General features: G+C 64.9%; 24 protein-coding genes, 2 tRNA genes and 1 riboswitch. Of the genes, 20 read left to right on the top strand and 6 right to left on the bottom strand.

Translation table 11 applies throughout. The annotated features are described in order from the left end of the window. Nucleotides 1–4: 4 nt before the first annotated feature. Nucleotides 5–1,690 (bottom strand): long-chain-fatty-acid--CoA ligase, encoded by a 1,686-nt coding sequence (locus tag ATJ78_RS12220; protein WP_098408364.1) that lies wholly within the window; start codon nt 1,688–1,690, stop codon nt 5–7. Between the two features lie 96 nt (nt 1,691–1,786). Here ATJ78_RS12220 and gatC point away from each other — a divergent pair, with 96 nt between their 5' ends. The 10 genes from gatC to ATJ78_RS12170 all read left to right on the top strand — a co-directional run bounded on the left by gatC (nt 1,787) and on the right by ATJ78_RS12170 (nt 11,091). Then, nucleotides 1,787–2,086 carry an Asp-tRNA(Asn)/Glu-tRNA(Gln) amidotransferase subunit GatC gene (gatC, locus tag ATJ78_RS12215; RefSeq protein ID WP_098408361.1) on the top strand — a complete coding sequence of 100 codons (300 nt, stop codon included), beginning with the start codon at nt 1,787–1,789 and terminating at the stop codon, nt 2,084–2,086. Further along, nucleotides 2,086–3,600 carry an Asp-tRNA(Asn)/Glu-tRNA(Gln) amidotransferase subunit GatA gene (gene gatA, locus ATJ78_RS12210; RefSeq protein WP_098408357.1) on the top strand — a complete coding sequence of 505 codons (1,515 nt, stop codon included), beginning with the start codon at nt 2,086–2,088 and terminating at the stop codon, nt 3,598–3,600. The genes gatC and gatA overlap by 1 nt, the downstream gene beginning before the upstream one ends. Then, complete coding sequence (gene gatB, locus ATJ78_RS12205; RefSeq protein WP_098408354.1) at nt 3,600–5,096, top strand: Asp-tRNA(Asn)/Glu-tRNA(Gln) amidotransferase subunit GatB; 1,497 nt, start codon at nt 3,600–3,602, stop codon at nt 5,094–5,096. Before gatA ends, gatB begins: the two co-directional genes overlap by 1 nt. A gap of 97 nt (nt 5,097–5,193) precedes the next feature. Further along, on the top strand, nt 5,194–5,787 hold the full coding sequence (locus tag ATJ78_RS12200) for a hypothetical protein (RefSeq protein ID WP_098408351.1): 594 nt from the start codon (nt 5,194–5,196) through the stop codon (nt 5,785–5,787). Nucleotides 5,788–5,820: 33 nt separating this feature from the next. Next, nucleotides 5,821–7,077 (top strand): DNA polymerase IV, encoded by a 1,257-nt coding sequence (dinB, locus tag ATJ78_RS12195; protein WP_098408348.1) that lies wholly within the window; start codon nt 5,821–5,823, stop codon nt 7,075–7,077. A 48-nt stretch (nt 7,078–7,125) separates the two neighbouring features. Beyond that, nucleotides 7,126–7,482: a spore germination protein GerW family protein gene (locus ATJ78_RS12190; protein ID WP_098408344.1), complete on the top strand. Its 357-nt coding sequence runs from the start codon at nt 7,126–7,128 to the stop codon at nt 7,480–7,482. A 35-nt stretch (nt 7,483–7,517) separates the two neighbouring features. Then, nucleotides 7,518–7,627: riboswitch (TPP riboswitch) on the top strand. Between the two features lie 33 nt (nt 7,628–7,660). Next, on the top strand, nt 7,661–8,281 hold the full coding sequence (locus ATJ78_RS12185) for an ECF transporter S component (RefSeq protein ID WP_098409363.1): 621 nt from the start codon (nt 7,661–7,663) through the stop codon (nt 8,279–8,281). A gap of 65 nt (nt 8,282–8,346) precedes the next feature. Continuing rightward, on the top strand, nt 8,347–9,753 hold the full coding sequence (locus ATJ78_RS12180; protein WP_342744796.1) for an ABC transporter ATP-binding protein: 1,407 nt from the start codon (nt 8,347–8,349) through the stop codon (nt 9,751–9,753). Continuing rightward, the gene (locus ATJ78_RS12175; protein ID WP_098408338.1) at nt 9,750–10,532 is read left to right on the top strand and encodes an energy-coupling factor transporter transmembrane component T family protein; all 783 of its coding nucleotides are present in this window, start codon (nt 9,750–9,752) and stop codon (nt 10,530–10,532) included. Before ATJ78_RS12180 ends, ATJ78_RS12175 begins: the two co-directional genes overlap by 4 nt. Next, the gene (locus ATJ78_RS12170; RefSeq protein ID WP_098408333.1) at nt 10,525–11,091 is read left to right on the top strand and encodes a nucleoside/nucleotide kinase family protein; all 567 of its coding nucleotides are present in this window, start codon (nt 10,525–10,527) and stop codon (nt 11,089–11,091) included. The genes ATJ78_RS12175 and ATJ78_RS12170 overlap by 8 nt, the downstream gene beginning before the upstream one ends. Before the next feature lies 1 nt (nt 11,092). Here ATJ78_RS12170 and ATJ78_RS12165 read toward each other — a convergent pair whose 3' ends face one another. Both ATJ78_RS12165 and ATJ78_RS12160 read right to left on the bottom strand, forming a co-directional pair. After that, nucleotides 11,093–12,325 carry a D-alanyl-D-alanine carboxypeptidase family protein gene (locus ATJ78_RS12165; protein ID WP_098408328.1) on the bottom strand — a complete coding sequence of 411 codons (1,233 nt, stop codon included), beginning with the start codon at nt 12,323–12,325 and terminating at the stop codon, nt 11,093–11,095. 56 nt (nt 12,326–12,381) lie between these two features. Continuing rightward, complete coding sequence (locus ATJ78_RS12160; protein ID WP_098409362.1) at nt 12,382–12,723, bottom strand: metallopeptidase family protein; 342 nt, start codon at nt 12,721–12,723, stop codon at nt 12,382–12,384. A 99-nt stretch (nt 12,724–12,822) separates the two neighbouring features. Between ATJ78_RS12160 and orn the strand changes: the two genes are divergently transcribed. The 6 genes from orn (at nt 12,823) to ATJ78_RS12130 (ending at nt 15,859) form a co-directional block, all read left to right on the top strand. Continuing rightward, nucleotides 12,823–13,443: an oligoribonuclease gene (gene orn / locus ATJ78_RS12155; protein WP_098408324.1), complete on the top strand. Its 621-nt coding sequence runs from the start codon at nt 12,823–12,825 to the stop codon at nt 13,441–13,443. Nucleotides 13,444–13,493: 50 nt separating this feature from the next. After that, nucleotides 13,494–13,569, top strand: a tRNA-His gene (locus ATJ78_RS12150). Nucleotides 13,570–13,724: 155 nt separating this feature from the next. Next, the gene (locus ATJ78_RS12145) at nt 13,725–14,057 is read left to right on the top strand and encodes a DUF7882 family protein (protein ID WP_098408320.1); all 333 of its coding nucleotides are present in this window, start codon (nt 13,725–13,727) and stop codon (nt 14,055–14,057) included. A gap of 82 nt (nt 14,058–14,139) precedes the next feature. Further along, nucleotides 14,140–14,212, top strand: a tRNA-Arg gene (locus ATJ78_RS12140). 34 nt (nt 14,213–14,246) lie between these two features. Further along, on the top strand, nt 14,247–15,044 hold the full coding sequence (locus ATJ78_RS12135; protein WP_245836308.1) for a YggS family pyridoxal phosphate-dependent enzyme: 798 nt from the start codon (nt 14,247–14,249) through the stop codon (nt 15,042–15,044). After that, a complete protein-coding gene (locus ATJ78_RS12130; RefSeq protein WP_098408317.1) occupies nt 15,041–15,859 on the top strand; it encodes a PfkB family carbohydrate kinase in 819 nt (272 codons plus the stop codon). Before ATJ78_RS12135 ends, ATJ78_RS12130 begins: the two co-directional genes overlap by 4 nt. A 14-nt stretch (nt 15,860–15,873) precedes the next feature. Here the strand turns inward: ATJ78_RS12130 and ATJ78_RS12125 are convergent, their stop codons facing one another. Together ATJ78_RS12125 and ATJ78_RS12120 are read right to left on the bottom strand one after the other, a co-directional pair. After that, nucleotides 15,874–16,254 (bottom strand): RNA-binding S4 domain-containing protein, encoded by a 381-nt coding sequence (locus ATJ78_RS12125; RefSeq protein ID WP_098408313.1) that lies wholly within the window; start codon nt 16,252–16,254, stop codon nt 15,874–15,876. 4 nt (nt 16,255–16,258) lie between these two features. Beyond that, nucleotides 16,259–17,113 carry an SGNH/GDSL hydrolase family protein gene (locus ATJ78_RS12120; RefSeq protein WP_169923451.1) on the bottom strand — a complete coding sequence of 285 codons (855 nt, stop codon included), beginning with the start codon at nt 17,111–17,113 and terminating at the stop codon, nt 16,259–16,261. Between the two features lie 119 nt (nt 17,114–17,232). Between ATJ78_RS12120 and ATJ78_RS12115 the strand changes: the two genes are divergently transcribed. The 4 genes from ATJ78_RS12115 to ATJ78_RS12100 all read left to right on the top strand — a co-directional run bounded on the left by ATJ78_RS12115 (nt 17,233) and on the right by ATJ78_RS12100 (nt 19,755). Continuing rightward, complete coding sequence (locus ATJ78_RS12115) at nt 17,233–17,850, top strand: CDP-alcohol phosphatidyltransferase family protein (RefSeq protein WP_245836307.1); 618 nt, start codon at nt 17,233–17,235, stop codon at nt 17,848–17,850. Nucleotides 17,851–17,900: 50 nt separating this feature from the next. Next, nucleotides 17,901–18,371, top strand: a complete 471-nt coding sequence (locus ATJ78_RS12110; RefSeq protein ID WP_434061512.1) for an FHA domain-containing protein — start codon at nt 17,901–17,903, stop codon at nt 18,369–18,371. Continuing rightward, nucleotides 18,371–19,078: a transcriptional regulator FtsR gene (gene ftsR, locus ATJ78_RS12105; RefSeq protein ID WP_098408304.1), complete on the top strand. Its 708-nt coding sequence runs from the start codon at nt 18,371–18,373 to the stop codon at nt 19,076–19,078. Before ATJ78_RS12110 ends, ftsR begins: the two co-directional genes overlap by 1 nt. 131 nt (nt 19,079–19,209) lie before the next feature. Further along, on the top strand, nt 19,210–19,755 hold the full coding sequence (locus ATJ78_RS12100) for a MerR family transcriptional regulator (RefSeq protein ID WP_098408301.1): 546 nt from the start codon (nt 19,210–19,212) through the stop codon (nt 19,753–19,755). Between the two features lie 84 nt (nt 19,756–19,839). On the opposite strand, the gene ATJ78_RS12095 is transcribed toward ATJ78_RS12100, so the two are convergent. After that, nucleotides 19,840–20,682 carry a ParA family protein gene (locus tag ATJ78_RS12095; RefSeq protein WP_098408297.1) on the bottom strand — a complete coding sequence of 281 codons (843 nt, stop codon included), beginning with the start codon at nt 20,680–20,682 and terminating at the stop codon, nt 19,840–19,842. Nucleotides 20,683–20,722: the final 40 nt, after the last annotated feature.

Raw genomic sequence — 20,722 nt, 5'->3', positions numbered from 1 at the left:
CTTCTCAGCGCGTGAGGAGTGACTCGCGAACCTTCTTGCGCAGCACCTTGCCGATGAGCGATGTCGGCAGCTCTTCGACCTGAACGATGCGTCGCGGAACCTTGTAGGGGGTGAGGATGCTGCGCGCGAACGTCCGTAGCTCCTCAGGGTCGATCGACGCTCCCGAGGCCGGTGTGACCGCAGCGACGACATCTTCGCCTGAGTGCTCGCTCGGCATGCCGACGACCGCCGCATCGTCGACGCTCGGGTGCGACCGGAGCGCGTTCTCGACCTCGGACGGCGAGACGTTGAACCCGCCCGTGATGATGAGCTCCTTCATGCGATCGACAACCGTGACGAAGCCGTCGTCGTCGAGAGTCACGATGTCTCCCGTGCGGAACCACCCGTCTTCGGTGAACACGGCAGCCGTCTCGTCGGGCTTATTGAAGTAGCCGCTGAAGACCTGCGGTCCGCGAACGATGAGCTCTCCAGGCTCGCCTGCGTTGACGTCGGCTGACGGGTTCTCGGGATCGACGACGCGAACGCTCGTGCTGGGGAGCGGAAGGCCGACGGTTCCCGCTTTGCGCGCATCGGAGACCGGATTGGCCATGAGCACGGGGGAGCACTCGCTCAGTCCGTAGCCCTCGACGAGGTAGCCGTGCGACGCTTCCTCCCACGGCTCGACGAGGTCCTGAGACAGCGGCATGGCCCCGGAGATGCAGATCTCGGTTCCCCGCAGTGAGACACCCTTGTCAACGGCAGCCGTCAGCAATCGCTGGGCGATCGGCGGCACAGCGGGGAAGAATGTCGGCGGATGCTTGCGCATGACCTTGAGCACGAGATCGGGATCGAACTTGGGGAAGAGCACGAGCCGAGCTCCCATGCTCATCGCGAACGTCAGGCACAGCGTGAGCCCGTACGCGTGGAACATCGGCAGCACGGCGTAGACGACACAATCACCGCGCGTGATTGTCGGAACCCAGGCGCGTGCCTGTGCTGCATTCGAGAGGAGATTGCTGTGCGTGAGAACCGCGCCCTTGGGCGAGCCCGTCGTGCCGCTCGTGTACTGAATCACGGCGACGTCGTGCTCTGAGGGCGACGGATGGTCGCCGGCGAGCGGTTCCGAGTCCGTCAGCTGATCCCAACGAATCGTGCCGCTCACGGGCGTCGTGAGTGCTCGACGTGATTCCCGAGCCTTCTTGAGCGGCAGTCTGAGCGCCAGCCGCATCGTCGCGGGGAGCGATCTGACCACATCGACGGAGATGAGCGTGTCGACGGCGACGTCGTCGGGAAAGTCCTTGACGGTGTCAACGACGTTGTTCCAGACGATGGCCGTCGACGCGCCGTGATCTTCGAACTGGTGTCGAAGCTCCCGCGCTGTGTACAGCGGATTGTGCTCGACGACAATGGCACCGAGGCGCAGAACCGCGTAGAACGCGATGATGTGCTGGGGACAGTTCGGCAGCACGATCGCGACACGGTCGCCGTGATCGACGCCCCGACGGCGGAGCCCCTCGGCGACGCGGCTCACGGACTCGTCGAGCTCGGCGTACGTGGTCTCGGATCCGAAGAACTCCAGTGCGACAGCATCCGGAAACGCCCGAGCGGACTCGGCGACAATGTCACCGAGGGAGCCGGTCTGCTCGTCGATCGTGGGCGGAACGTTCGGTGCATAGCTGCTCAGCCATGGGGCGTCGTCATCGTGCTTCACGCATCCACCTTAACGCCGACGGGCTCCGCGAGCGGTGCCGAAGGCATCACGGCCTAGAATGAACACCGAACCCCACGATCCATGTGACGGAGACCTATGTCTGAAATTTCCGAGGAGCAGGTGGCGCACTTGGCGAGCCTCGCTCGTATCGCGCTCACCGACGATGAGATCACGAGTCTCACATCGGACCTTGACCAGATCGTTGACAGCATCGCGAAAGTTCAGGAGGTGGCGACTGACGACGTTCCGGCGACGAGCCACCCGATCCCGCTGCGCAACGTCTATCGTCCCGACGTCGTCGGCGACACGCTGACGCAGAAGCAGGCGCTCCAGAACGCGCCAGACGATGACGGAGAGCGCTTCGTCGTGTCGGCGATCCTGGGAGAGGAGCAGTAATGGGCGAGATCACCGCACTGTCAGCTGCCGACCTGGCGGCGAAGCTCGCGTCGGGCGAGATCAGCTCCGTTGAGGCTACCCGGGCTCACCTCGATCGCATTGCAGCCGTCGACGGAGACGTTCACGCGTTCCTCCACGTGTCGGATCACGCTCTCGACGTGGCCTCAGATATCGACGCTCGGCGTTCGGCGGGTGAGGAGCTCGGGCCGATCGCCGGTGTGCCGCTCGCGATCAAAGACGTGCTCGTGACGACCGACATGCCGTCGACGTCGGGAAGCCGCATCCTTGAGGGATACATGTCGCCGTTCGACGCCACAGCTGTTGAGCGGTCGCGCCGTGCCGGGCTCGTTCCGCTCGGCAAAACGAACATGGACGAATTCGCCATGGGGTCGTCAACCGAGCACTCCGCATTCGGGCCGACGCGCAATCCGTGGGACCTCGAGCGCATTCCCGGCGGCTCGGGCGGCGGCTCTGCCGCAGCTGTCGCGGCGCTCGAGGCACCTCTTGCCCTCGGCAGCGACACGGGCGGTTCCATCCGTCAGCCCGCCCACGTCACGGGCACGGTCGGCGTGAAGCCGACGTACGGCGCGGTCAGCCGCTACGGTGCCATTGCGCTTGCCTCGTCGCTCGACCAGATCGGCCCGGTCTCGCGGACCGTTCTCGATGCCGGTCTGCTTCACGACGCTATTCAGGGTCACGACCCGCGCGATTCGACGTCGCTCACCGACACGTGGGGGTCGATGGCGGATGCTGCCAGAGCAGGAGCTCGCGGCGAGGGCGTCGAGGGGCTCAAGGTCGGCGTGATCTCTGATCTCATCGGCGAGGGCATTCAAGACGGAGTCGCGACGCGCTTTCGCGAAGCACTCGACGTGCTGGAGAAGAACGGCGCAGAGATCGTCGAGGTTTCGGCACCGCACTTCGAGTACGCCGTCGCCGCCTACTACCTGATCCTCCCCGCCGAAGCATCGTCGAACCTCGCGCGCTTCGACTCCGTGCGCTTCGGCCTCCGCGTCACCCCAGAATCGGGAGGCACCGTCGAGCAGGTCATGGCCGCCTCGCGCGAAGCCGGATTCGGACCCGAGGTGAAGCGCCGCATCATCTTGGGCACCTATGCCCTCAGCGCCGGATACTACGACGCCTACTACGGCAGTGCTCAGAAGGTTCGCACCCTCATTCAGCGCGACTTCGCCAACGCGTTCTCGCAGGTCGACGTGCTCGCGAGCCCGAGTGCGCCGACGACGGCGTTCCGTTTCGGCGAGAAGCTCGACGACCCCATGGCCATGTACCTCAATGACGTCACGACGATCCCGGCCAACCTTGCGGGCGTGCCCGGCATCAGCGTTCCGGTCGGTCTCGCTCCCGAAGACGGTCTTCCCGTCGGCATCCAGTTCATGGCACCGGCCCGCGAGGACGCACGCCTGTATCAGGTCGGGGCATCGCTCGAGGCCCTGCTCGAATCGTCGTGGGGGCACACACTCATGTCACAAGCACCGCAGCTGGGAGGAACGCGCTGATGTCGACTGCTGAACTCATGGACTTCGACGAAGCGATTGAGAAGTTCGAGCCGGTCCTCGGCTTCGAGGTGCACGTGGAACTCGGCACGAAGACGAAGATGTTCTCTGCGGCGCCGAACGGATTCGGAGACGCGCCGAACACGAACGTATCGCCGGTCTGCCTCGGCCTTCCCGGATCGCTGCCCGTCGTCAACGAGCAGGCGGTCAGGTATTCGATCAGCCTCGGACTGGCGCTGGGGTGCTCGATCGCCGAATCGTCATCGTTCGCGCGCAAGAACTACTTCTACCCCGATCTGGCGAAGAACTATCAGATCTCGCAGTACGACGAGCCCATCGCCTTCGAGGGCGAGGTTGAGGTGGAACTCTCCGACGGCAGCATCCGTCGCATTCCCATCGAGCGCGCGCACATGGAGGAGGATGCCGGAAAGCTCACGCACGTGGGCACGAGCGGCCGCATTCAGGGCGCCGATCATTCGCTCGTCGACTACAACCGCGCAGGCGTCCCCCTTGTCGAGATCGTCACCCACCCGATCTTCGGGGCCGGGGCTCTCGCACCGGAGATCGCAAAGGCGTACGTGGCGACGATTCGCGACATCGTGATCTCGCTCGGCATCTCCGAGGCGCGCATGGAGCGGGGAAACCTGCGGTGCGACGCGAATGTCTCACTGCGCCCGTGGGGTCAGGAGAAGCTCGGCACGCGCACGGAGACGAAGAACGTCAACTCGATGCGTTCGGTGGAGCGTGCCGTACGGTACGAGATCCGTCGTCAGGCGGCGATTCTCGACGCGGGCGGCGCGATCACCCAGGAGACGCGACACTGGCACGAAGACACGGGAACGACGTCGGCCGGTCGTCCGAAGAGCGATGCCGACGACTACCGGTACTTCCCAGAGCCTGACCTCCTGCCCGTCGTGCCGAGCGCTGAGCTGATCGAGGAGCTCAAGGCAGCCCTGCCCGAGCCGCCCGCAGCCCGCCGCCGACGCCTCAAGGCCGAGTGGGGCTTCACCGACCTGGAGTTCCAAGACGTTCAGAACGGCGGGCTCGTGAACGAGGTCGCAGCGACGATCGCCGAGGGTGCCGCGCCCGCTGCCGCGCGCAAGTGGTGGACGGGAGAGATCAGCCGACTCGCGAATGCTCGCGGTGACGAGCCGACCGCGCTCATCACGCCCGCGAATGTCGCCGAGCTCACCACGCTCGTCGATGAGGGAACCCTCACAGACAAGCTGGCGCGTCAGGTGCTCGAGGGCGTCATCGACGGCGAGGGCACACCGAGCGACGTCGTCGAGAAGCGCGGACTCGCCGTCGTCTCTGACGATGGAGCGCTGATTGCCGCGATCGACGAGGCGCTTGCTGCTCAGCCCGACGTGATGCAGAAGATCAAGGACGGCAAGGTGCAGGCTGCCGGCGCGATCATCGGCGCGGTCATGAAGGCCATGCGCGGTCAGGCGGACGCCGCTCGAGTGCGCGAGCTCATTCTCGAACGCGCGGCAGAGTAGGACTCGATCAACGGCGGCAGCGGCTGGTTCTTGAGACCGGCGCTGCCGCCGTTCTCGTACCCTGGCGCCCGCGCATGCGGCGACCTATTATGTAGTCATGCTCGTCGAGGGCACGATTCGCTGGCAGGTCACGGAGGACTGTCCGTGGGACCTCTTGCTGGCGCTTGCCCTGAGAGACCTCGCCGGCCTCAGCGACGACTGCGCGCCCGAGCTGCCACGGGGCACTCCCGATGTCGGCAGGATCGATACGTCCGGCATCGATACCGGGCAGCTCATCACCCAATGGCGCGGCTGGTGGGCGGCAATCGTGCCGCTCGAGACGCGCCCGTTCATCAGCGAAGTGCTCCCTCCGCACTTCGCCGCATTTGATCGGGCGCTCGAACTGCAGGAGGCGGTCTACCGCGGATACGACACTGCGATGGAGTGGGCGCGCATCCGTCGCTACGAATACCTGAAGGCCGTCGAGACGCGCGACCATCCGCTCGCCGATGTGTATGGAATGGTTCAGAAGCGCCAGTTCGAATTGCGCAGGCAAGCGACGTCGTTCCGTCTCGACCTGGCGGTTCTGCCGCTGTCGGACTCGGGCGCGTGGGTGGCCGCGCCGGACACGATCGTCGTGAGCGAGAGTCTCCGCGACGACGCGGAGGCGTTCCGAGCGTGGTTGCATCCGCTCGTCATCGCGTTGGTCTGACACGCTGTCAGCCACGTGGGGGAGAATGGCACCATGTCACGTCAAGACGGTCGCGCCCGCCGCGTCTCAGGCGACGACGTCGACGATTCAGGTGCGACCATTCTGCACGTCGACCTCGACGCGTTCTTCGCGTCGGTCGAGCTGCTCGATCATCCGGAGCTGCGCGGGCTGCCCGTGATCGTCGGCGGTCGCGAGGGGCGGTCTGTTGTGACAACGGCGACGTACGAGGCGCGAGCATACGGTGTCGGCTCGGCGATGCCGATGGCGCGTGCCCTTCAGCTGTGCCCGAAGGCGATCGTGCTGCCACCGCGCCACGACCTCTATCGCGACTACTCGGCACGCGTCATGAGCATCTTCGACGACATCACTCCGACCGTCGAGCGTCTGAGCATCGATGAGGCGTTTCTCGATGTGCGGGGCGCTCGCCGCCTGCTCGGACGTCCCGCGGCGATAGCTCGGCTGATTCGGCGCCGCGTCGCCGATGAGACGGGGCTGACGTGCTCTGTCGGCGCTGCGGGGACGAAGTTCATCGCAAAGCTCGCCTCGGGCATGGCAAAGCCCGACGGCCTTCTCGTCGTACCGCCCGCACAGACGCTTGATTTTCTGCATCCACTCCCGATCCGGGCTCTGGCCGGCGTCGGCGGAAAGACGGAGGAGGCTCTGCTGAGGCTCGGACTGCGCACCGTCGCTGACGTGGCCGAGGTTCCCCCTTCCGTTTTGCGCTCGGCCCTCGGTATGGCCACGGCCGAGCGTCTGCACGCTCTCGCGTCGGGGCAAGACCCGCGAAGCGTGGTGACCGAACGCGTCGAGAAGAGCGTCGGCCACGAGGTCACGTTCCACGAAGACGTGACAGACGAGGCTCTGCTGGAACGTGAGCTTCTGCGACTGAGCGACAGAGTGGGGGCGCGACTGCGGGCAGGCGGCGTCGCGGCTGAAGGAGTCGCTCTCAAGCTGCGTTACAGCGACTTCACGACGCTCAACCGTTCCCGCAGGCTCCCCGAACCCACGAACGTGGCCAGACGGCTCTACGAATCGAGCCTCGAGCTGTTCCGCGAACTGCAGGTGAGCGGCAGACCGGTGCGCCTCATCGGAGTGCGCGCAGAACGGCTTACCGATGGAGCACCGTCGATGAGTCTGTGGGACCCCGACGAAGAGTGGCGAGATGCTGAGAACACGGTGGATGCTCTCAGAGGACGATTCGGCGCCGACGCCGTTACGGCAGCATCCCTTCTCTCGCCCCGGCCGTCGACCGCTGGCGGAACCCGCCATCCTGGGCAGCGCGCAACCTGAGTGCGGCTTACCCTGGGCAAGCGGACGATTGCGGGGTAGCGTTGGCACATGGGAAACGTAGCGTTGGATCTCGCAGACAAGTTCAAGTCGGTCGGTGTCACGACGGTGTACGGAGACGTCGTCGACGTCGACGGAGTGAAGATCGTGCCCGTTGCACTCGCCTCATACGGGTTCGGCGCCGGAGAGGGAGACGCGACCGGCGGCCTCTCCTCAGAGAAGAGCGCAGGGGCACAGGGTGGCGGAGGCGGTGGCGGAGGCATGAGCATGCCCGTCGGCGCCTATATCCGCACGGGCGACACGGTGCGCTTCGAGCCCAACCTGATTTCGCTGCTCGCGGTCGGGGTTCCCCTCGTGTGCGTCGCAGGCACGGCTCTCAAGGGAATCATCAAGGCGCTCAAAAAGTAGTTCGCCGCCAGACGGCCGCCGCGAGAGGCTACACTGGCAGTTAACACGGGAGTCCGGTGAGCCGGGCTGAGAGGAAAGTTCTCAACTTTCGACCGTCGAACCTGATCTGGGTCATGCCAGCGCAGGGAGTGACATTCTCATAACCCGTGCCCAATTCACCTGCGAAAGGGGCACGTACGTGCAGACAACCAAACCAGTCCTCGGGTCCACCCACCGCACGCTTCGCTGGCGCGTGGTCGATATCGTCGTCGCGAGCGTCATCGGCGTCGCGTCCGGTGTCGTCTTCTTATTCTGGAACATCGCATACGGGCCGCTCAGTCTGCCGCTCGCGGTTACGCCTGGACTCAGTGCGCTTCTCGGCGGCGGGTGGCTGTTCGCCGGCGTGCTCGGCGGACTGATCATCCGCAAGCCCGGCGCCGCGCTGTTTGCCGAGGTCGTCGCCGCGACGGTCTCCGCGCTGGTCGGCAATCAGTGGGGGTTCTCGACGCTCATCTGGGGACTTGTTCAAGGACTCGGCGCCGAAATCGTGTTCGCACTCTTCCTGTACGGGAACTACCGTGTGTATGTCGCGCTGCTGGCGGGCTTCGGCGCCGGAATCGCCATGGCATTTCTTGACACGACGTTCACGGACTACGCCGTGCTCGCTCCGCAGTTCAAAGTCGTCTATTACGTGAGCGCAGCGGTCTCCGGAGTCGTGATCGCGGGATTGCTGTCGTGGGCGGCAATGAGAGGACTCGCCTCGGCCGGCGCGCTGAGCCGCTTCGCCGCCGGCCGCGAGGTGCGCCGGAAGGCATCCTGATGGCGGGCGCCCACGTTCGACTGCGCGAATGGGGGTGGACCCACGCAGGTCGCGATCGACTGGCAGTGCATAACATCGACCTGACGATCGAGCCAGGCGAGAGCGTGCTTCTGCTCGGAGCATCCGGTGCAGGAAAGTCCACGCTCCTGCACGGACTCGCGGGAGTTCTCGGGGGAGACGAAGACGGAGACCAGGCGGGCAGCATCGCCGTCGATGGGCGACACCCGGCTGATGCGCGCGGTGTCGTCGGTCTCGTACTCCAAGACCCCGACAGTCAGATCGTCATGGCGCGCGTGGGAGACGACATCGCCTTCGCATGCGAGAACCTCGGCATTCCCCGCGACGAAATCTGGCGCCGAGTTCGGTGGGCACTGGATGCGGTCGGGCTCGACCTTGCGCTCGACCACCCAACGTCTCAGCTGTCGGGCGGTCAGGTGCAGCGGCTCGTGCTGGCGGGCATTCTGGCCATGCGGCCGCGACTGCTGCTGCTCGACGAGCCCACGGCCAATCTCGATCCCGACGGCGTGCGCGAGGTGCGCGATGTCGTCGCACACGTCGCGCGAGAGACGGGAATGACTCTCGTCGTCGTCGAGCACCGCGTCGCTGTATGGCAGGACGTCGTGACGCGAACCGTCGTGCTCGAGCCCGGCGGAGGACTGCTCGCTGACGGGCCGACGCGCGAGGTCCTGTCAAGGCAGGGAGCGCGCCTCGCGGAGAGGGGCATCTGGACGCCAGATCACCCGCCGGCTGTCGGTGCGCCGCCGGAGCGCGAACCCGGTGCGCTTCTGATGCGGAGCGAAGAGCTCGCCGTCGGCCGGGTGCCGTTTGCGCAGAAGCGCCCCGTCATCGCGGCGTCCGATCTCACGTTTGATCTCAACGCCGGGACGACCACGGCCGTCGTCGGCGTCAACGGAGCGGGAAAGAGCACGCTTGCGCTCACCGCAGCAGGCCTCCTGCCGCCGGCGGCAGGACGTCTCGAGGCGATGCCAGAACTCAGGGACGGCGCCGCTACGCAGCCGCACCGGTGGCGGTCTCGAGAGCTGCTCACGCGCATCGGGACGGTTTTTCAGCAGCCCGAACATCAATTTCTGACCGGGCGAGTCAGAGACGAGCTCGCCGTCGGGCCGCGGGCGCTTCGGCTCAGCGACAGCGAGGTGAGACGGCGGACGGACGAGCTGCTTGAACGGCTACGGCTCGCTCGCGTCGCCGATGCCAATCCGTTCACGCTCTCAGGGGGCGAGAAGCGGCGCCTCTCGGTCGCGACGGTGCTCGCCTCTCGCCCGCGCATGCTCGTTCTCGATGAGCCGACGTTCGGGCAGGACGCGACGACCTGGCGCGAGCTCGTGCTGCTGCTTCGAGGACTCGTCGACGAAGGAGCGTGCGTCGTCGCTGTGACGCACGACGGCCCGCTCGTCGACGCCCTCGCCGACGCGACGATTCGTCTCGGCAGCCCCGAGGGAGTTCTGCGATGAGTGCCGAGACCGTGCCGCTCGCGCCGTCGCTCGCGGCGCGCATCAATCCCGTTGCCAAGCTCATCGCCGCGCTCGTGATCAGTGTCACGCTTCTGCTGTCTGTCGATATCGTCTCGGCAGCGGTCGCCCTCGTGCTCACGCTCGCGCTCGTCGGGTTCGCCGGCCTCAGCGCACGCTCATTCTGGATCCGGACGGCCCCCGTCTGGTTCGCAGCCCCCTTCGCAGCGATCACGACGGTTCTATACGGAGAAGACGCGGGTGCGCAACTGGCCGGATTCGGCATTGCGACGATCAGCGAGGGATCGCTGATGCTGGGCGTCGCCATCATGCTTCGCGTGCTCGCCATCGGCATTCCCGGTGTCGTGCTCATGGCGACGACTGATCCGACCGAACTCGCCGACGGACTGTCCCAGGTGCTGAAGCTCCCGGCGCGGTTCGTTCTCGGCGCTCTCGCGGGGATGCGCATGATCGGACTGTTCATCGACGATTGGCGAGCGATGGGCCGCGCGCGTCGCGCACGCGGCGTCGCAGATTCACAGCCGATTCGACGGTTCGCCGCGCAGGCTTTCGCCCTCCTGGTTCTTGCTATTCGCCGGGGCAGCAAGCTCGCGACGGCGATGGAAGCGAAGGGATTCGGCTCGTCGACCCCTCGTACGTGGGCACGCGAGTCCCGGTTTGGCACGGCGGAGGTCGTGCTCGTCGGCATCGGCGTGCTGATCGCCGCGGCCGCCGTCTCCAGCGCGCTCGCCGTGGGGACCTGGAGCTTCGTTCTTGCCTGAGATACCGATCCGCATCGTGCAGAACGCCCGCGCGATCGCCGCGGCGGCACTGCGGCTGCCCACGCAGCACCCGATTCTGCTGATCGACGGACCCTCCGGAGCCGGCAAGTCGTCGACCGCCGACGCGGTGGTCGCCTTCTGGCCGGGTGAGCCTCCCGTGCTCGTGCGCATGGACGACATCTATCCCGGGTGGGGCGGACTCGCGCGAGCGGGCGAGCATGTCGAGCAGCACCTGCTCGGTCCGCTGAGCAGGGGAGTGCGGGGTCACTGGCAGCGCTATGACTGGCATGCGGGGCATCTCGCCGAGTGGCACGAGGTGGGGCCCGACCGTGCTCTCCTGATCGAAGGCTGCGGCGTGCTCACACGCGGCAATGCTCCATTGAGCCATCTGAATGTCTGGCTCGACGGAGAGCCGCACACACGCAAGCGGCGAGCTCTGGAACGAGACAGGGGAGGGTTCGACGATCACTGGGACGAGTGGTCTGAGCAGGTGGACGAATTCATCGCCAAGCATGACCCGGTGGCCTCGGCAGACCTTGTGCTCTGGTCGGATCGCTGAGTCAGCCGCCGAAGATCTGATCGACGAATGCTGGAATGAGCTCAATCGGGTGCGAGAGCCGCCACAGAACGTCGGGAGCGTGCACGGTCTTGTCGATCTTGACGGGAATGTCCGATGTCGAGGCGCCCTCAGAGACGGAAGCCGTTGCAACGATGTCACCCTCGGTGGCGAGGGCGAATCCGTTTGTCGTGACGTGCACGACCGGTGACGCGCCAACCCAGCGCGTCACCGCTGCCGATGAACCGATCACGCCGTCGGCAGTCGCGCCCCACGGCGTGGTGAACGTCGCGACGGGAGTGCCTTCCGGAAGCACGGGTCCCGTGTGGACTCCCTTCTCTGCGCTGTCCATGAGCGCAGACATCGAGGCATCGAGCGAGTCCCAGTCAGGCATGCGCACCATCGCGCCGTAGAACGTGTACGTCGTGTCGTCGACGGGCACCGTCGCCGCGAACAGCAGGCAGATTCCGGCCTGAGTGGTGAAGCTGCGCGAGATGCCCGTGACATTGCGCTCGGCCATGTACGACGTTGTGTTTTCGACACCGCGCACCTCGGCAATGCCGCTCACGTCCTGCTCGAGCACCGTGGGTATCACGGGATTCGCCATGGCGAGCGCGGCAAGCCGCGAGAGATCGGATGCTGTCGATACGTCGTCGGGCGACAGCCCCGTCGCGTCGACGACCGTCGTGTCGGTGAGCTCATGTTGCGCGAGCCACTTCGCAGCCTCGTTGACGTATGCGTCGACAGAGCCGAACGCCCACGCCGCGAGCGTGTCGGCGTGATTGTTGCTTGAACCGAGTAGCACCGCCTGCAGCATGGCGCGCTGAGACCACGTGTCGTCCGTGTACACCGTGACGACGCGTGCCCCAGCATCCCGGTAGTCGTTGTATCGCAGAAAGTCCCGCGAGGTGATCGGAACCGTCTCGCCTTCCTCGTCAGCGCTCATCGGATGGGCGTCGAGCACAACCAGCGCCGTGACGACCTTGGCGATGCCCGCCATCGGTACAGGTTCTGATTCGCCCGCCCGCGCGATGACCGGCCCCTCAGCGGATTCGGCGATCGCACTCGCCCCAGCATCGGGCAGCGCAGGCGGCGTGCCATCCGTCGACTCCGTCACGTCGCGCTCGGCCATTGTCGCGTTGGGCAGAGGGGCGAGCAGCGTCGCCGGGGCGTAGAGGCCGACGGCGAGGATCACGAGCGCACCGATGGCAATTCCGAATGCCCGTAATACTCGCATGTGCGCCCTCCAGCTCGCGTGTGCTTCGAGGCTAACGCGAGATAGCGCGCGCGCCGCTACGCCCAGCCGAGGCGATGCAACTCGTCATCATCGATGCCGTAGAAGTGAGCGATCTCATGCACGAGCGTGACGTGAACCTGATCTCGAAGCTCCTGCTCGCTGTTCACGATGGACAGCAGCGGCAGCCTGTAGATGCTGATCGTGTCGGGAAGCTCTCCGAACCCGTACTGTCCCCGTTCTGTGAGTGCAACGCCATGGTAAAGACCGAGCAGCGTCATCGAGCCGTCTTCGGGAAGGTCCTCGATGAAGATCGCGACGTTGTCGAGTCCTGAGAGCATGTCGTCGGGGAGCTGATCGAACTCGTCGCTGACAAGCTCTTCGAACTCGTCTTCACTCATCTCGTACACGGCCACCTCGTCTGTCTCTCGCGTGAAATCCAGCCTAGGCGGCGACAGGCTCGAACGCGGGCGTCGCGGGCGCCGGATAGCATGGAGCGTATGAGCAACCTCAGCGACCATTTGGTGTGGATCGACTGCGAGATGACCGGCCTCGACGTCTCCGTCGATGAACTGGTCGAGGTCGCGGTCGTGATTACGGACTTCGACTTGAACATTGTCGACGACGGACTCGACATCGTGATTAAACCGGGCGCGTCCGCGCTGGAGAACATGAACGAGTTCGTCACCGAGATGCACCGGACATCTGGACTGCTCGAGGAGCTCTCGAACGGCGTGAGTCTCGCAGACGCAGAGCAGCGCGTGCTCGACTACGTGAAGAGCCACATTCCCGACGAGCGCAAAGCGCCTCTCGCCGGCAACACGATCGGCACCGATCGCGCGTTCCTCGCACGTTACATGCCGCAACTCGATGCACACCTGCATTACCGCAATGTCGACGTCTCCTCGGTCAAAGAGCTCTCGCGCCGGTGGTTCCCGCGCGCGTACTTCAACGCCCCCAAGAAAGAGGGCGGACACCGTGCACTGGCCGACATTCTCGAATCGATTCGCGAGCTGCAGTACTACCGCAAGATCGTGTTCGTGCCCGAGCCGGGACCGACGTCAGACGAGGCGAAAGCGGCCGCGGAGTCGGTGCTGTCACAAACCACTCAAAACGTGTAATACAATCGTGTGGTTGCTGTTCTTCACGACTGCGTGAAGAACCGCTCATGGTGGGTATAGCTCAGCTGGTAGAGCGCCGCGTTGTGGTCGCGGATGTCGCGGGTTCGAGTCCCGTTACTCACCCCAAATGTGTGCGCGTTGCGGCGAGTCCGCTCCGCATGGGAGTGTCTGCGCTCCGCGTCCCCTCGGGCGGCGAGCCCCCGCCGGTTCTCGCGGGCCGGCGCGCGAAACGTCGTTGCCAAAGCTTGGCATTCGCCCCACCTTGGGTGCATGCTTCATGTATGGGATACATCAGGTACAGCGATGCTCAACGGTACGAGTTCGACGATAGAACCATCGCACACCTGAAAGTCGTGATCGCCTCAAAGCTTCGCCGCGAAGAGAGCTTTCCCGTGAGCTGGGTCTATCCACCCGACCAGGGCTCGGGCCGCACCACCATCTGGGTCTCGCCGACGCTTCCGATCGAGTTCTACGTCGGCAGCTCAGACGTCGGGCCCATGAATCGCCACTGGGTTCAGGCGCTTGCCGACACCTCACATGGTGCGCGAGGACTGTTCGTCATGAGCGAGGCCGAAGCGGAGCAGGCGTACGAGTCGGGCGAGATTATCGAGTAGCGGCCTCGACGGGCCCGCGCGGGGGAGTAAGCGAGCGTAGATTCCGCATGTGCTGGAGCCTGCGGTATCCTGAAAAACACATGCCTCCGTAGCTCAGGGGATAGAGCAGGAGCCTTCTAATCTCTTGGTCGCAGGTTCGAATCCTGCCGGGGGCACTCAACCATTCGGGCCAGAAAAGTGAGCGCGCACGTGACCGATCAGCCGGATACCGTCGGCTCCGCATATCCGACGGCCGAGACCACAGAGCAGTTCGCCGCAAACATTCGCGATATCCGCGAGCGAATGGATGCTGCGGCGCAGCGTGCCGGGCGCGATCCGCAGAGCGTGCGTCTGCTGCCGGTGAGTAAGACCGTTCCCGAAGAGCGGCTGCGACTCGCGATCGACGCGGGAGCGACGCTGCTCGGCGAGAACAAGGTTCAAGAGGCTCTGCGCAAATCAGAGAACCTCGCGGATATCGCGGGACTCGAGTGGGCCGTCATCGGGCACCTGCAGACGAACAAGGCGAAGGACGTCGCGCGTTTCGCCTCCGAGTTTCACGCGCTCGACCAGATCAAGACCGCCGAGGCGCTGCAGAGGCGCCTCGAGATCGAAGACCGCACGCTCGACGTCTACGTGCAGGTCAACACGTCGGGCGAAGAGAGCAAGTTCGGTCTCCAGCCAGACGACGTCGAGCAGTTCGTCGCACAGCTGCCCCCGTTCGATCGCCTCAACATCGTCGGTTTCATGACCCTCGCGATCTTCAGCGCAGACGAAGCGCGCGTTCGCGAGTGCTTTCGGATGCTGCGATCGCTGCGTGATCGCGTGTGCGAAACCGCGCCTGGCGGCATGCGTCCTGACAAGCTCTCGATGGGCATGTCGGGAGACTTCGAGGCGGCGATCGACGAGGGCGCGACGACGGTTCGCGTCGGACAGGCGATTTTCGGCGCCCGAGCCCTTCCCGACAGCCACTACTGGCCTGCAGGAAGCGGCGGCGCGGAAACCGCATGAGTGACGTCACCGTACTCACGAGCGGCTGGGAGATGGACAGGCGCCCTGTCGATGCCGTCGTGATCAGCTCGCAAGTGGCGTACGGGGCGGTCGGGAACACTGCGACAGTTCGTGTGCTCACTGAAGCGGGGTACCGCTGTGTGCACATTCCTACCGTGATACTGGGGACGCTCCCGCACTACGACCGCCTGCACGGCGGGCCCCTTCCCGATGAGTGGCTCGCCGGCATCCTTGACGACCTGCTGGAGCTCGACGCGCTCGACTCCGTGAAGTACGTGCTCGTCGGATACCTCGCGCATCCCGAACAGGCGCGCATGATCGCCTCGTGGTTCACTCGGCTCCGCGACAGGCTGCCAGACGTTCGGCTCGTCGTCGATCCGGCAATGGGCGACGATGACGTCGGAATGTACACCGAGCCCGCCGTCGCCGCGTCTTACGGAGAGCACCTGCTTCCCCTCGCCGCCGGCCTCACCCCCAACCGGTTCGAACTGGGACTCTTGACGGATGCTGTTGTCGACGACGCCGCGAGCATCGCGGAGGCCGCCTCGCGCCTGTGCAGCCCCGACGGCTGGGTGATCGTGACCAGTGCGGGACACTCCGCTGACGATAGCGTGAGCAACCTCGTCGTGACCGATGCAGGCTGCACGACCGTCGAGCACGCGCGTATCACAACCCACGCCAAGGGCGCCGGAGATATCTTCGCCGCGACCGTTGTCGTGCGCCTACTTGCGGGTGACTCGGTTGAGAAGGCCGCCGAGTTCGCCGGAATCGCGGTGGCCGATGCCATCCGGAGCGCCGAGACAGCGCCTGGCTGAGGCGCCCGGTGCGCTCAGGGTCGCCCGCGGAGCCGGTCGATTGCGCGGCGGTCTCGCTTCGTCGGACGGCCCGCTCCGCGCTCGCGCACGACAGCCGCGGGAGCATCCGTCTTCTTCGGGCGTGGAGGAGTTCTATCAATGAGGCACTCGGCAGCGGCGGCTGCAGAAACGCGCTTCACGATCGGCTTCGTCACGGTGACGATGTGCTCGACAGTGCCGCGTCTCACGCGCACGTCATCTCCTGCGCGGATGCGCTGAGCCGGTTTTGCGCGATCGCCGTTCACGCGCACATGCCCGGCCTTGCACGCCGTCGTGGCTGCCGACCGGGTCTTCGCGAGCCGTACGGCCCAGATCCAGCTGTCAACGCGAACAGCGTCAGACGTCTCCGCTGGCATGGTCTCAGGAGGCGTCCTGAATCGCCGTGAGCACGACCTGAGCCGTAAACTGCGATCCTGCCGTGTTGGGGTGCAACCTGTCGTCGAACAGCAGCTGGTCGAGGTTCTCCGAATCGAGGTATGCCTCGTACACGTTGATGAGCAGAACGTTGCTGAGCGGCTGCGCCCAGTCGGTCACGTTCGAGACGACATCCTCGAACGGCTCCTTCCACCGGTCGAACCGCGGGTTTTCGAGAATGACCGCGTACCCGATCGTCTCTTCCCAGCGCTCGTCGACGGCCCGCACGAATGCCTGAATCTGCGGCGCTGCGCTGTCGGGGTTGCGAACGTTGTTGAGTCCGTGGTTGATGATGACGGCGTCAGGCTGCTCAGGAACGAGAAGGTCGATGTGCTTCAGCGAGTATGCGGCCGTCTTGCCCGAGGCGGAGCCGTTCCACACGACGATCGGTGCGCCCTCCGCGTCACTGTTGGCGCGCGACACGAGATCGTACTTGTGCGTCTCTTCATTCCAGAAGTGGATGACGAGGGGACGCTCCTTCTCTGCGGCGAGAGTGTGGAATGCGCGATCGACCCACTCGCCAGGCGCATTGCCTGTTGAGTCACCGGCGACAGTCACGACGAAGGGCGTGTCGGCCTGCGAGATCCTGCTCCAGGCCTCGGTGAACGGAATCGACGCGAGCACTGCCGTGCCACCCGTCTCGGGATCTTGCTGCGCGATCGTCACCGGCCGCGAGTCGACCGGTCGCACCGCAGCGATCACGCCCGTGACGATGGATGCTGCAACGACAGCGCACGCCAGAATGGCGGTGATTCTCCATCGAACGGTGCGCGGGCTTCGGGCAGCATCCCTTCGAGTCATGCGTATAGGGTACGCGCGCGAGAAGCATTTTCCCGAATCGACCCCGACCCTCATCCGGGGGACGTCAGCTGGAGACGGGCGCGCAGGATTTCGTGAGGCCGGTTGGCTATGCTCGCAGCGTGGGCAAACCGAGCAGCACCGAGGTCAGCGATCGCATCGTGACGCTGCCGAACCTGCTGAGCTTTCTGCGTCTTGCTCTCGTACCGGTCTTTCTCATTCTTCTCGTCGAGGGGAACGACGTCGCTGCCCTCATCGTCCTCGGCGTCTCAGGATTCACCGATTTTCTCGATGGGTTCCTGGCACGACGCCTGAATCAAGTGACTCGTCTGGGGCAGATTCTCGATCCCGCAGCTGACAGGCTCTACATCGTTGCCGCGCTGCTCGGTCTGGGCTGGCGCGAGCTGATTCCGTTCTGGCTGGCGATCGTGATCGTCGCGCGCGATGTCATGCTGCTCGTGCTCGGCGGTGTGCTGGCCAAGCACGGAATTGGCGCGCTTCCCGTCGTGAAGACGGGGAAGGCGGCGACAGCGGCTCTCTTCGTCGGCCTGCCCCTCCTCATGCTCTCCGCGGCACTGCCGGACATTGGAGAGTACGCGCTCCCGTTCGGGCTCGCGTTCTCCGTTCTCGGTGCCGTGTTGTATTGGGCTGCGGGAATCATCTACGTTATTCAGACTCGCCGGTTGATTCTCGATCGGCCTGTTCCAGAGTCTGATTCATCAGATACGCTGGATACGTAAGGAGGACCACGGTGCCCCAACCCGAAAACAATCACCCGGCCACCGGTGTGATCAGGCGCGGATCCTCGCCGGACGATCACGCTGGCGGCGGACTGCACGACACCACTGTCGGCTACGGTGAAGACTTCAGCAACGCCCTTGCCGGGCTCGACGCCTCGGTTTCACGCGAGGAGCAGGAAGCGATCGCTGCTCTGCCCTCGGGGTCGGCCCTTCTCGTCGTGCGGCGCGGACCGAACGCGGGCGCGCGCTTCCTCCTCGACTCAGACATCACGTCGGTCGGGCGCCACCCCGAAGCCGACATCTTTCTCGACGACGTCACGGTCTCGCGCCGCCACGCCGAGTTTCGCCGTTCCGGCACGACGTTCGAGATCGCTGATCTCAACTCTCTCAACGGCACCTACTTCGACGGTGTGCGCATCGACACAGCCCTCTTGTCCGACGGAGCGGAAGTGCAGGTGGGCAAGTATCGCCTCACGTTCTACGCGTCGCGTCGAGACATGCGAACCACGACTGGAAGCTAGTGGCTGCGGGGGCTGCCAGGTCGCAGGCACCGGGGGCGCAACTCCTGAACATCGGTCAGGTGTTGGCGCGTCTGCGAGCAGACTTTCCTGATCTGTCAAACTCGAAGCTTCGTTTTCTCGAAGAGCAAGGTCTCGTCTCTCCATCGCGCACGGCGAGCGGATACCGCAAGTTCAGCATGGACGATGTGGAACGCCTGCGGCTCATCCTGTCGATGCAGCGCGACCACTACCTCCCGCTCAAGGTCATTCGCGTGTACCTGTCGGAACGAGACGCGGGGCGTTCGCCTGCGTTTCCCGGATTGCCAGACGGGTCAGCAACGCCGACGATCATTCCCGGGGGAAAGCGCTATAAGAAGAGCGACCTGCTCCGCGAGTCGGGAGCGACTCCGGCCTTGCTTGCGGACGCGATCTCGGCGTCGCTCATTCAGCCAGGAGAATCGTTTGGCGACGATGCGCTTGTCATGCTCTCGTCTCTCGTCAGCTTGCAGAAGTGCGGCATCGAGCCGCGGCATCTGCGGGGTTTTCGCACTGCGGCCGCCAGGGAAGTCGATCTCATCGAGAGTGCGCTGACGCCGATGCTTCGTCGCAAAGACGCGTCGAGCCGAGCCCGAGCTGCCGAACTCGCCGGTGACATCGCGAGCAGTCTCGAAACCGTTCGCACGAGTCTGGTGCGAACAGCACTAGGACGAATCAGTCCCGAGGCTTAGACTGTCGTCAGAGGAACTCTCGGACTCGACACGCCGACCTCGTTCGAGCGAATGTCGTACGCATATCGACCATCTGTCGATAGCGTAGAGGAAGCGCACTGAAAGCCGTGCGGAAGGAGCAAGGGAGAACGATGAGCGAACTCAGCCGCGACGATAGCGCTCGCTACGACCTTGGCCTTCTGTTCACCGACGGCCTTCCCGACCTCGACGCCGATGCCGGGTATCGAGGTGCCGTTGCGGCTCGCGCGGCGGGCATCAGCTATCGCCAGCTCGACTATTGGGCGAGAACAGGGCTCGTCGAACCGACGATCCGCAATGCGTCGGGATCAGGTACGCAGCGGCTCTACGGTTTTCGTGACATCCTCGTTCTCAAACTCGTGAAGCGACTGCTTGACACCGGGATCTCGTTGCAGCAGATCCGCACGGCCGTCAACCAGCTGCATGCCGCGGGGGTATACGACTTGGCGCAGACGACGCTCATGAGCGATGGTGCGAGCGTCTACCTGTGTACGTCGAACGATGAGGTTATCGACCTCGTGAGTCGAGGCCAGGGAGTCTTCGGCATCGCCGTGGGCAAGGTGCTGCGCGAGGTCGAGACCACGCTCATCGAGTTCGACCCGCAGGCTCCAGACCCGATGGATGAACTCGCTGCCCGACGCGCAGCCCGTAGCGCCTGACATCATCGCGTTGCGCCAGCGCGGTCTGACTCTCGCCGCTGATCGGCGCGTGACAGCGAATGCCGTCACGAGAACCGTCGTGTACTAGGAGACCGGTTCGATCGGCTCGGCTTTGTCGGCGGCGGCATTATCAGCGTACTCTCCGACACGGCCGGTGCGAAGCACTCGCTCAAGAAGCTGGTCAAAGCAGTGGGCGAGCTCTTGTGCGCTGTCGCCCGGCCAGATGTGCAGTGGCTTCGCCGCTCCCTGCGCTTGCTGTAGAGACGTGCGTTCAGGCAGCTGCGGGTTGAGAACAAGCGGTCCGAACATGTCCCGAAGCTCTTTGATACGGAACTGGTGTTCAAGGGACTGATTGCGCACGCGGTTCACGATGATTCCCAACGGCTGCAGCCGGGGGGAAAGCCCGCGCCTGATCTCTTCGATCGCGCGAAGTGCACGGTCGGCGGCGGCAACCGAGAAGAGGCCTGGTTCCGTGACGACGCTCACACGGTCGCTTGCCGCCCACGCCGTGCGCGTCAGCGCATTGAGCGAGGGCGCACAGTCGATGAGAACGAGGTCGTACTCGTTCTCCAAATAGGCGAGTGCTTCCTCAAGCTTCCAGATGTCACGGATCGAAGGATGAGGACCATCGAAATTGATGGCCGAGGGGCTGCCGATCATGACGTCGAGCTTGCCCGGATGGGTCGTGGTCCAGCCCGATGGAGCGATCGCCTGCCGCACGGTCTTCTCCTTCGGAGAAGTGAGCACGTCGGCGATATTGAGACGGCCGGACAGCGAGATGTCGAGTCCCGTTGAGACATCGGACTGCGGGTCGAGGTCCACAACGAGCGTGCGAACGCCTCGAGCGAACGCAGCCGACGCCAGTCCGAGACTGACCGTGGTCTTGCCGACGCCGCCTTTGAGGCTGCTGACGCTTAATACGTGCACAATCACATACGTTACCGTTACTAAGGTTGGAGAACCTAAA

Source organism: Paramicrobacterium agarici (genome assembly GCF_002563955.1).
GTDB lineage: Bacteria > Actinomycetota > Actinomycetes > Actinomycetales > Microbacteriaceae > Paramicrobacterium > Paramicrobacterium agarici.
The sequence above is the reverse complement of the archived record's forward strand: the minus strand, read 5'-3'. Positions and strand labels throughout refer to the sequence as shown.

Bases quoted from the DNA above. Each gene is read 5' to 3' on its own strand.
- ATJ78_RS12125 (WP_098408313.1), bottom strand. From the start codon at position 16,254: ATGCCAGCGGAGACGTCTGACGCTGTTCGCGTTGACAGCTGGATCTGG.
- ATJ78_RS12100 (WP_098408301.1), top strand. From the start codon at position 19,210: ATGAGCGAACTCAGCCGCGACGATAGCGCTCGCTACGACCTTGGCCTT.
- dinB (WP_098408348.1), top strand. From the start codon at position 5,821: ATGTCACGTCAAGACGGTCGCGCCCGCCGCGTCTCAGGCGACGACGTC.
- orn (WP_098408324.1), top strand. From the start codon at position 12,823: ATGAGCAACCTCAGCGACCATTTGGTGTGGATCGACTGCGAGATGACC.
- gatB (WP_098408354.1), top strand. From the start codon at position 3,600: ATGTCGACTGCTGAACTCATGGACTTCGACGAAGCGATTGAGAAGTTC.
- ATJ78_RS12165 (WP_098408328.1), bottom strand. From the start codon at position 12,325: ATGCGAGTATTACGGGCATTCGGAATTGCCATCGGTGCGCTCGTGATC.
- ATJ78_RS12175 (WP_098408338.1), top strand. From the start codon at position 9,750: ATGAGTGCCGAGACCGTGCCGCTCGCGCCGTCGCTCGCGGCGCGCATC.
- ATJ78_RS12200 (WP_098408351.1), top strand. From the start codon at position 5,194: ATGCTCGTCGAGGGCACGATTCGCTGGCAGGTCACGGAGGACTGTCCG.
- ATJ78_RS12160 (WP_098409362.1), bottom strand. From the start codon at position 12,723: ATGAGTGAAGACGAGTTCGAAGAGCTTGTCAGCGACGAGTTCGATCAG.
- ATJ78_RS12120 (WP_169923451.1), bottom strand. From the start codon at position 17,113: ATGACTCGAAGGGATGCTGCCCGAAGCCCGCGCACCGTTCGATGGAGA.
- ATJ78_RS12145 (WP_098408320.1), top strand. From the start codon at position 13,725: ATGGGATACATCAGGTACAGCGATGCTCAACGGTACGAGTTCGACGAT.
- gatC (WP_098408361.1), top strand. From the start codon at position 1,787: ATGTCTGAAATTTCCGAGGAGCAGGTGGCGCACTTGGCGAGCCTCGCT.
- gatA (WP_098408357.1), top strand. From the start codon at position 2,086: ATGGGCGAGATCACCGCACTGTCAGCTGCCGACCTGGCGGCGAAGCTC.
- ATJ78_RS12190 (WP_098408344.1), top strand. From the start codon at position 7,126: ATGGGAAACGTAGCGTTGGATCTCGCAGACAAGTTCAAGTCGGTCGGT.
- ATJ78_RS12130 (WP_098408317.1), top strand. From the start codon at position 15,041: ATGAGTGACGTCACCGTACTCACGAGCGGCTGGGAGATGGACAGGCGC.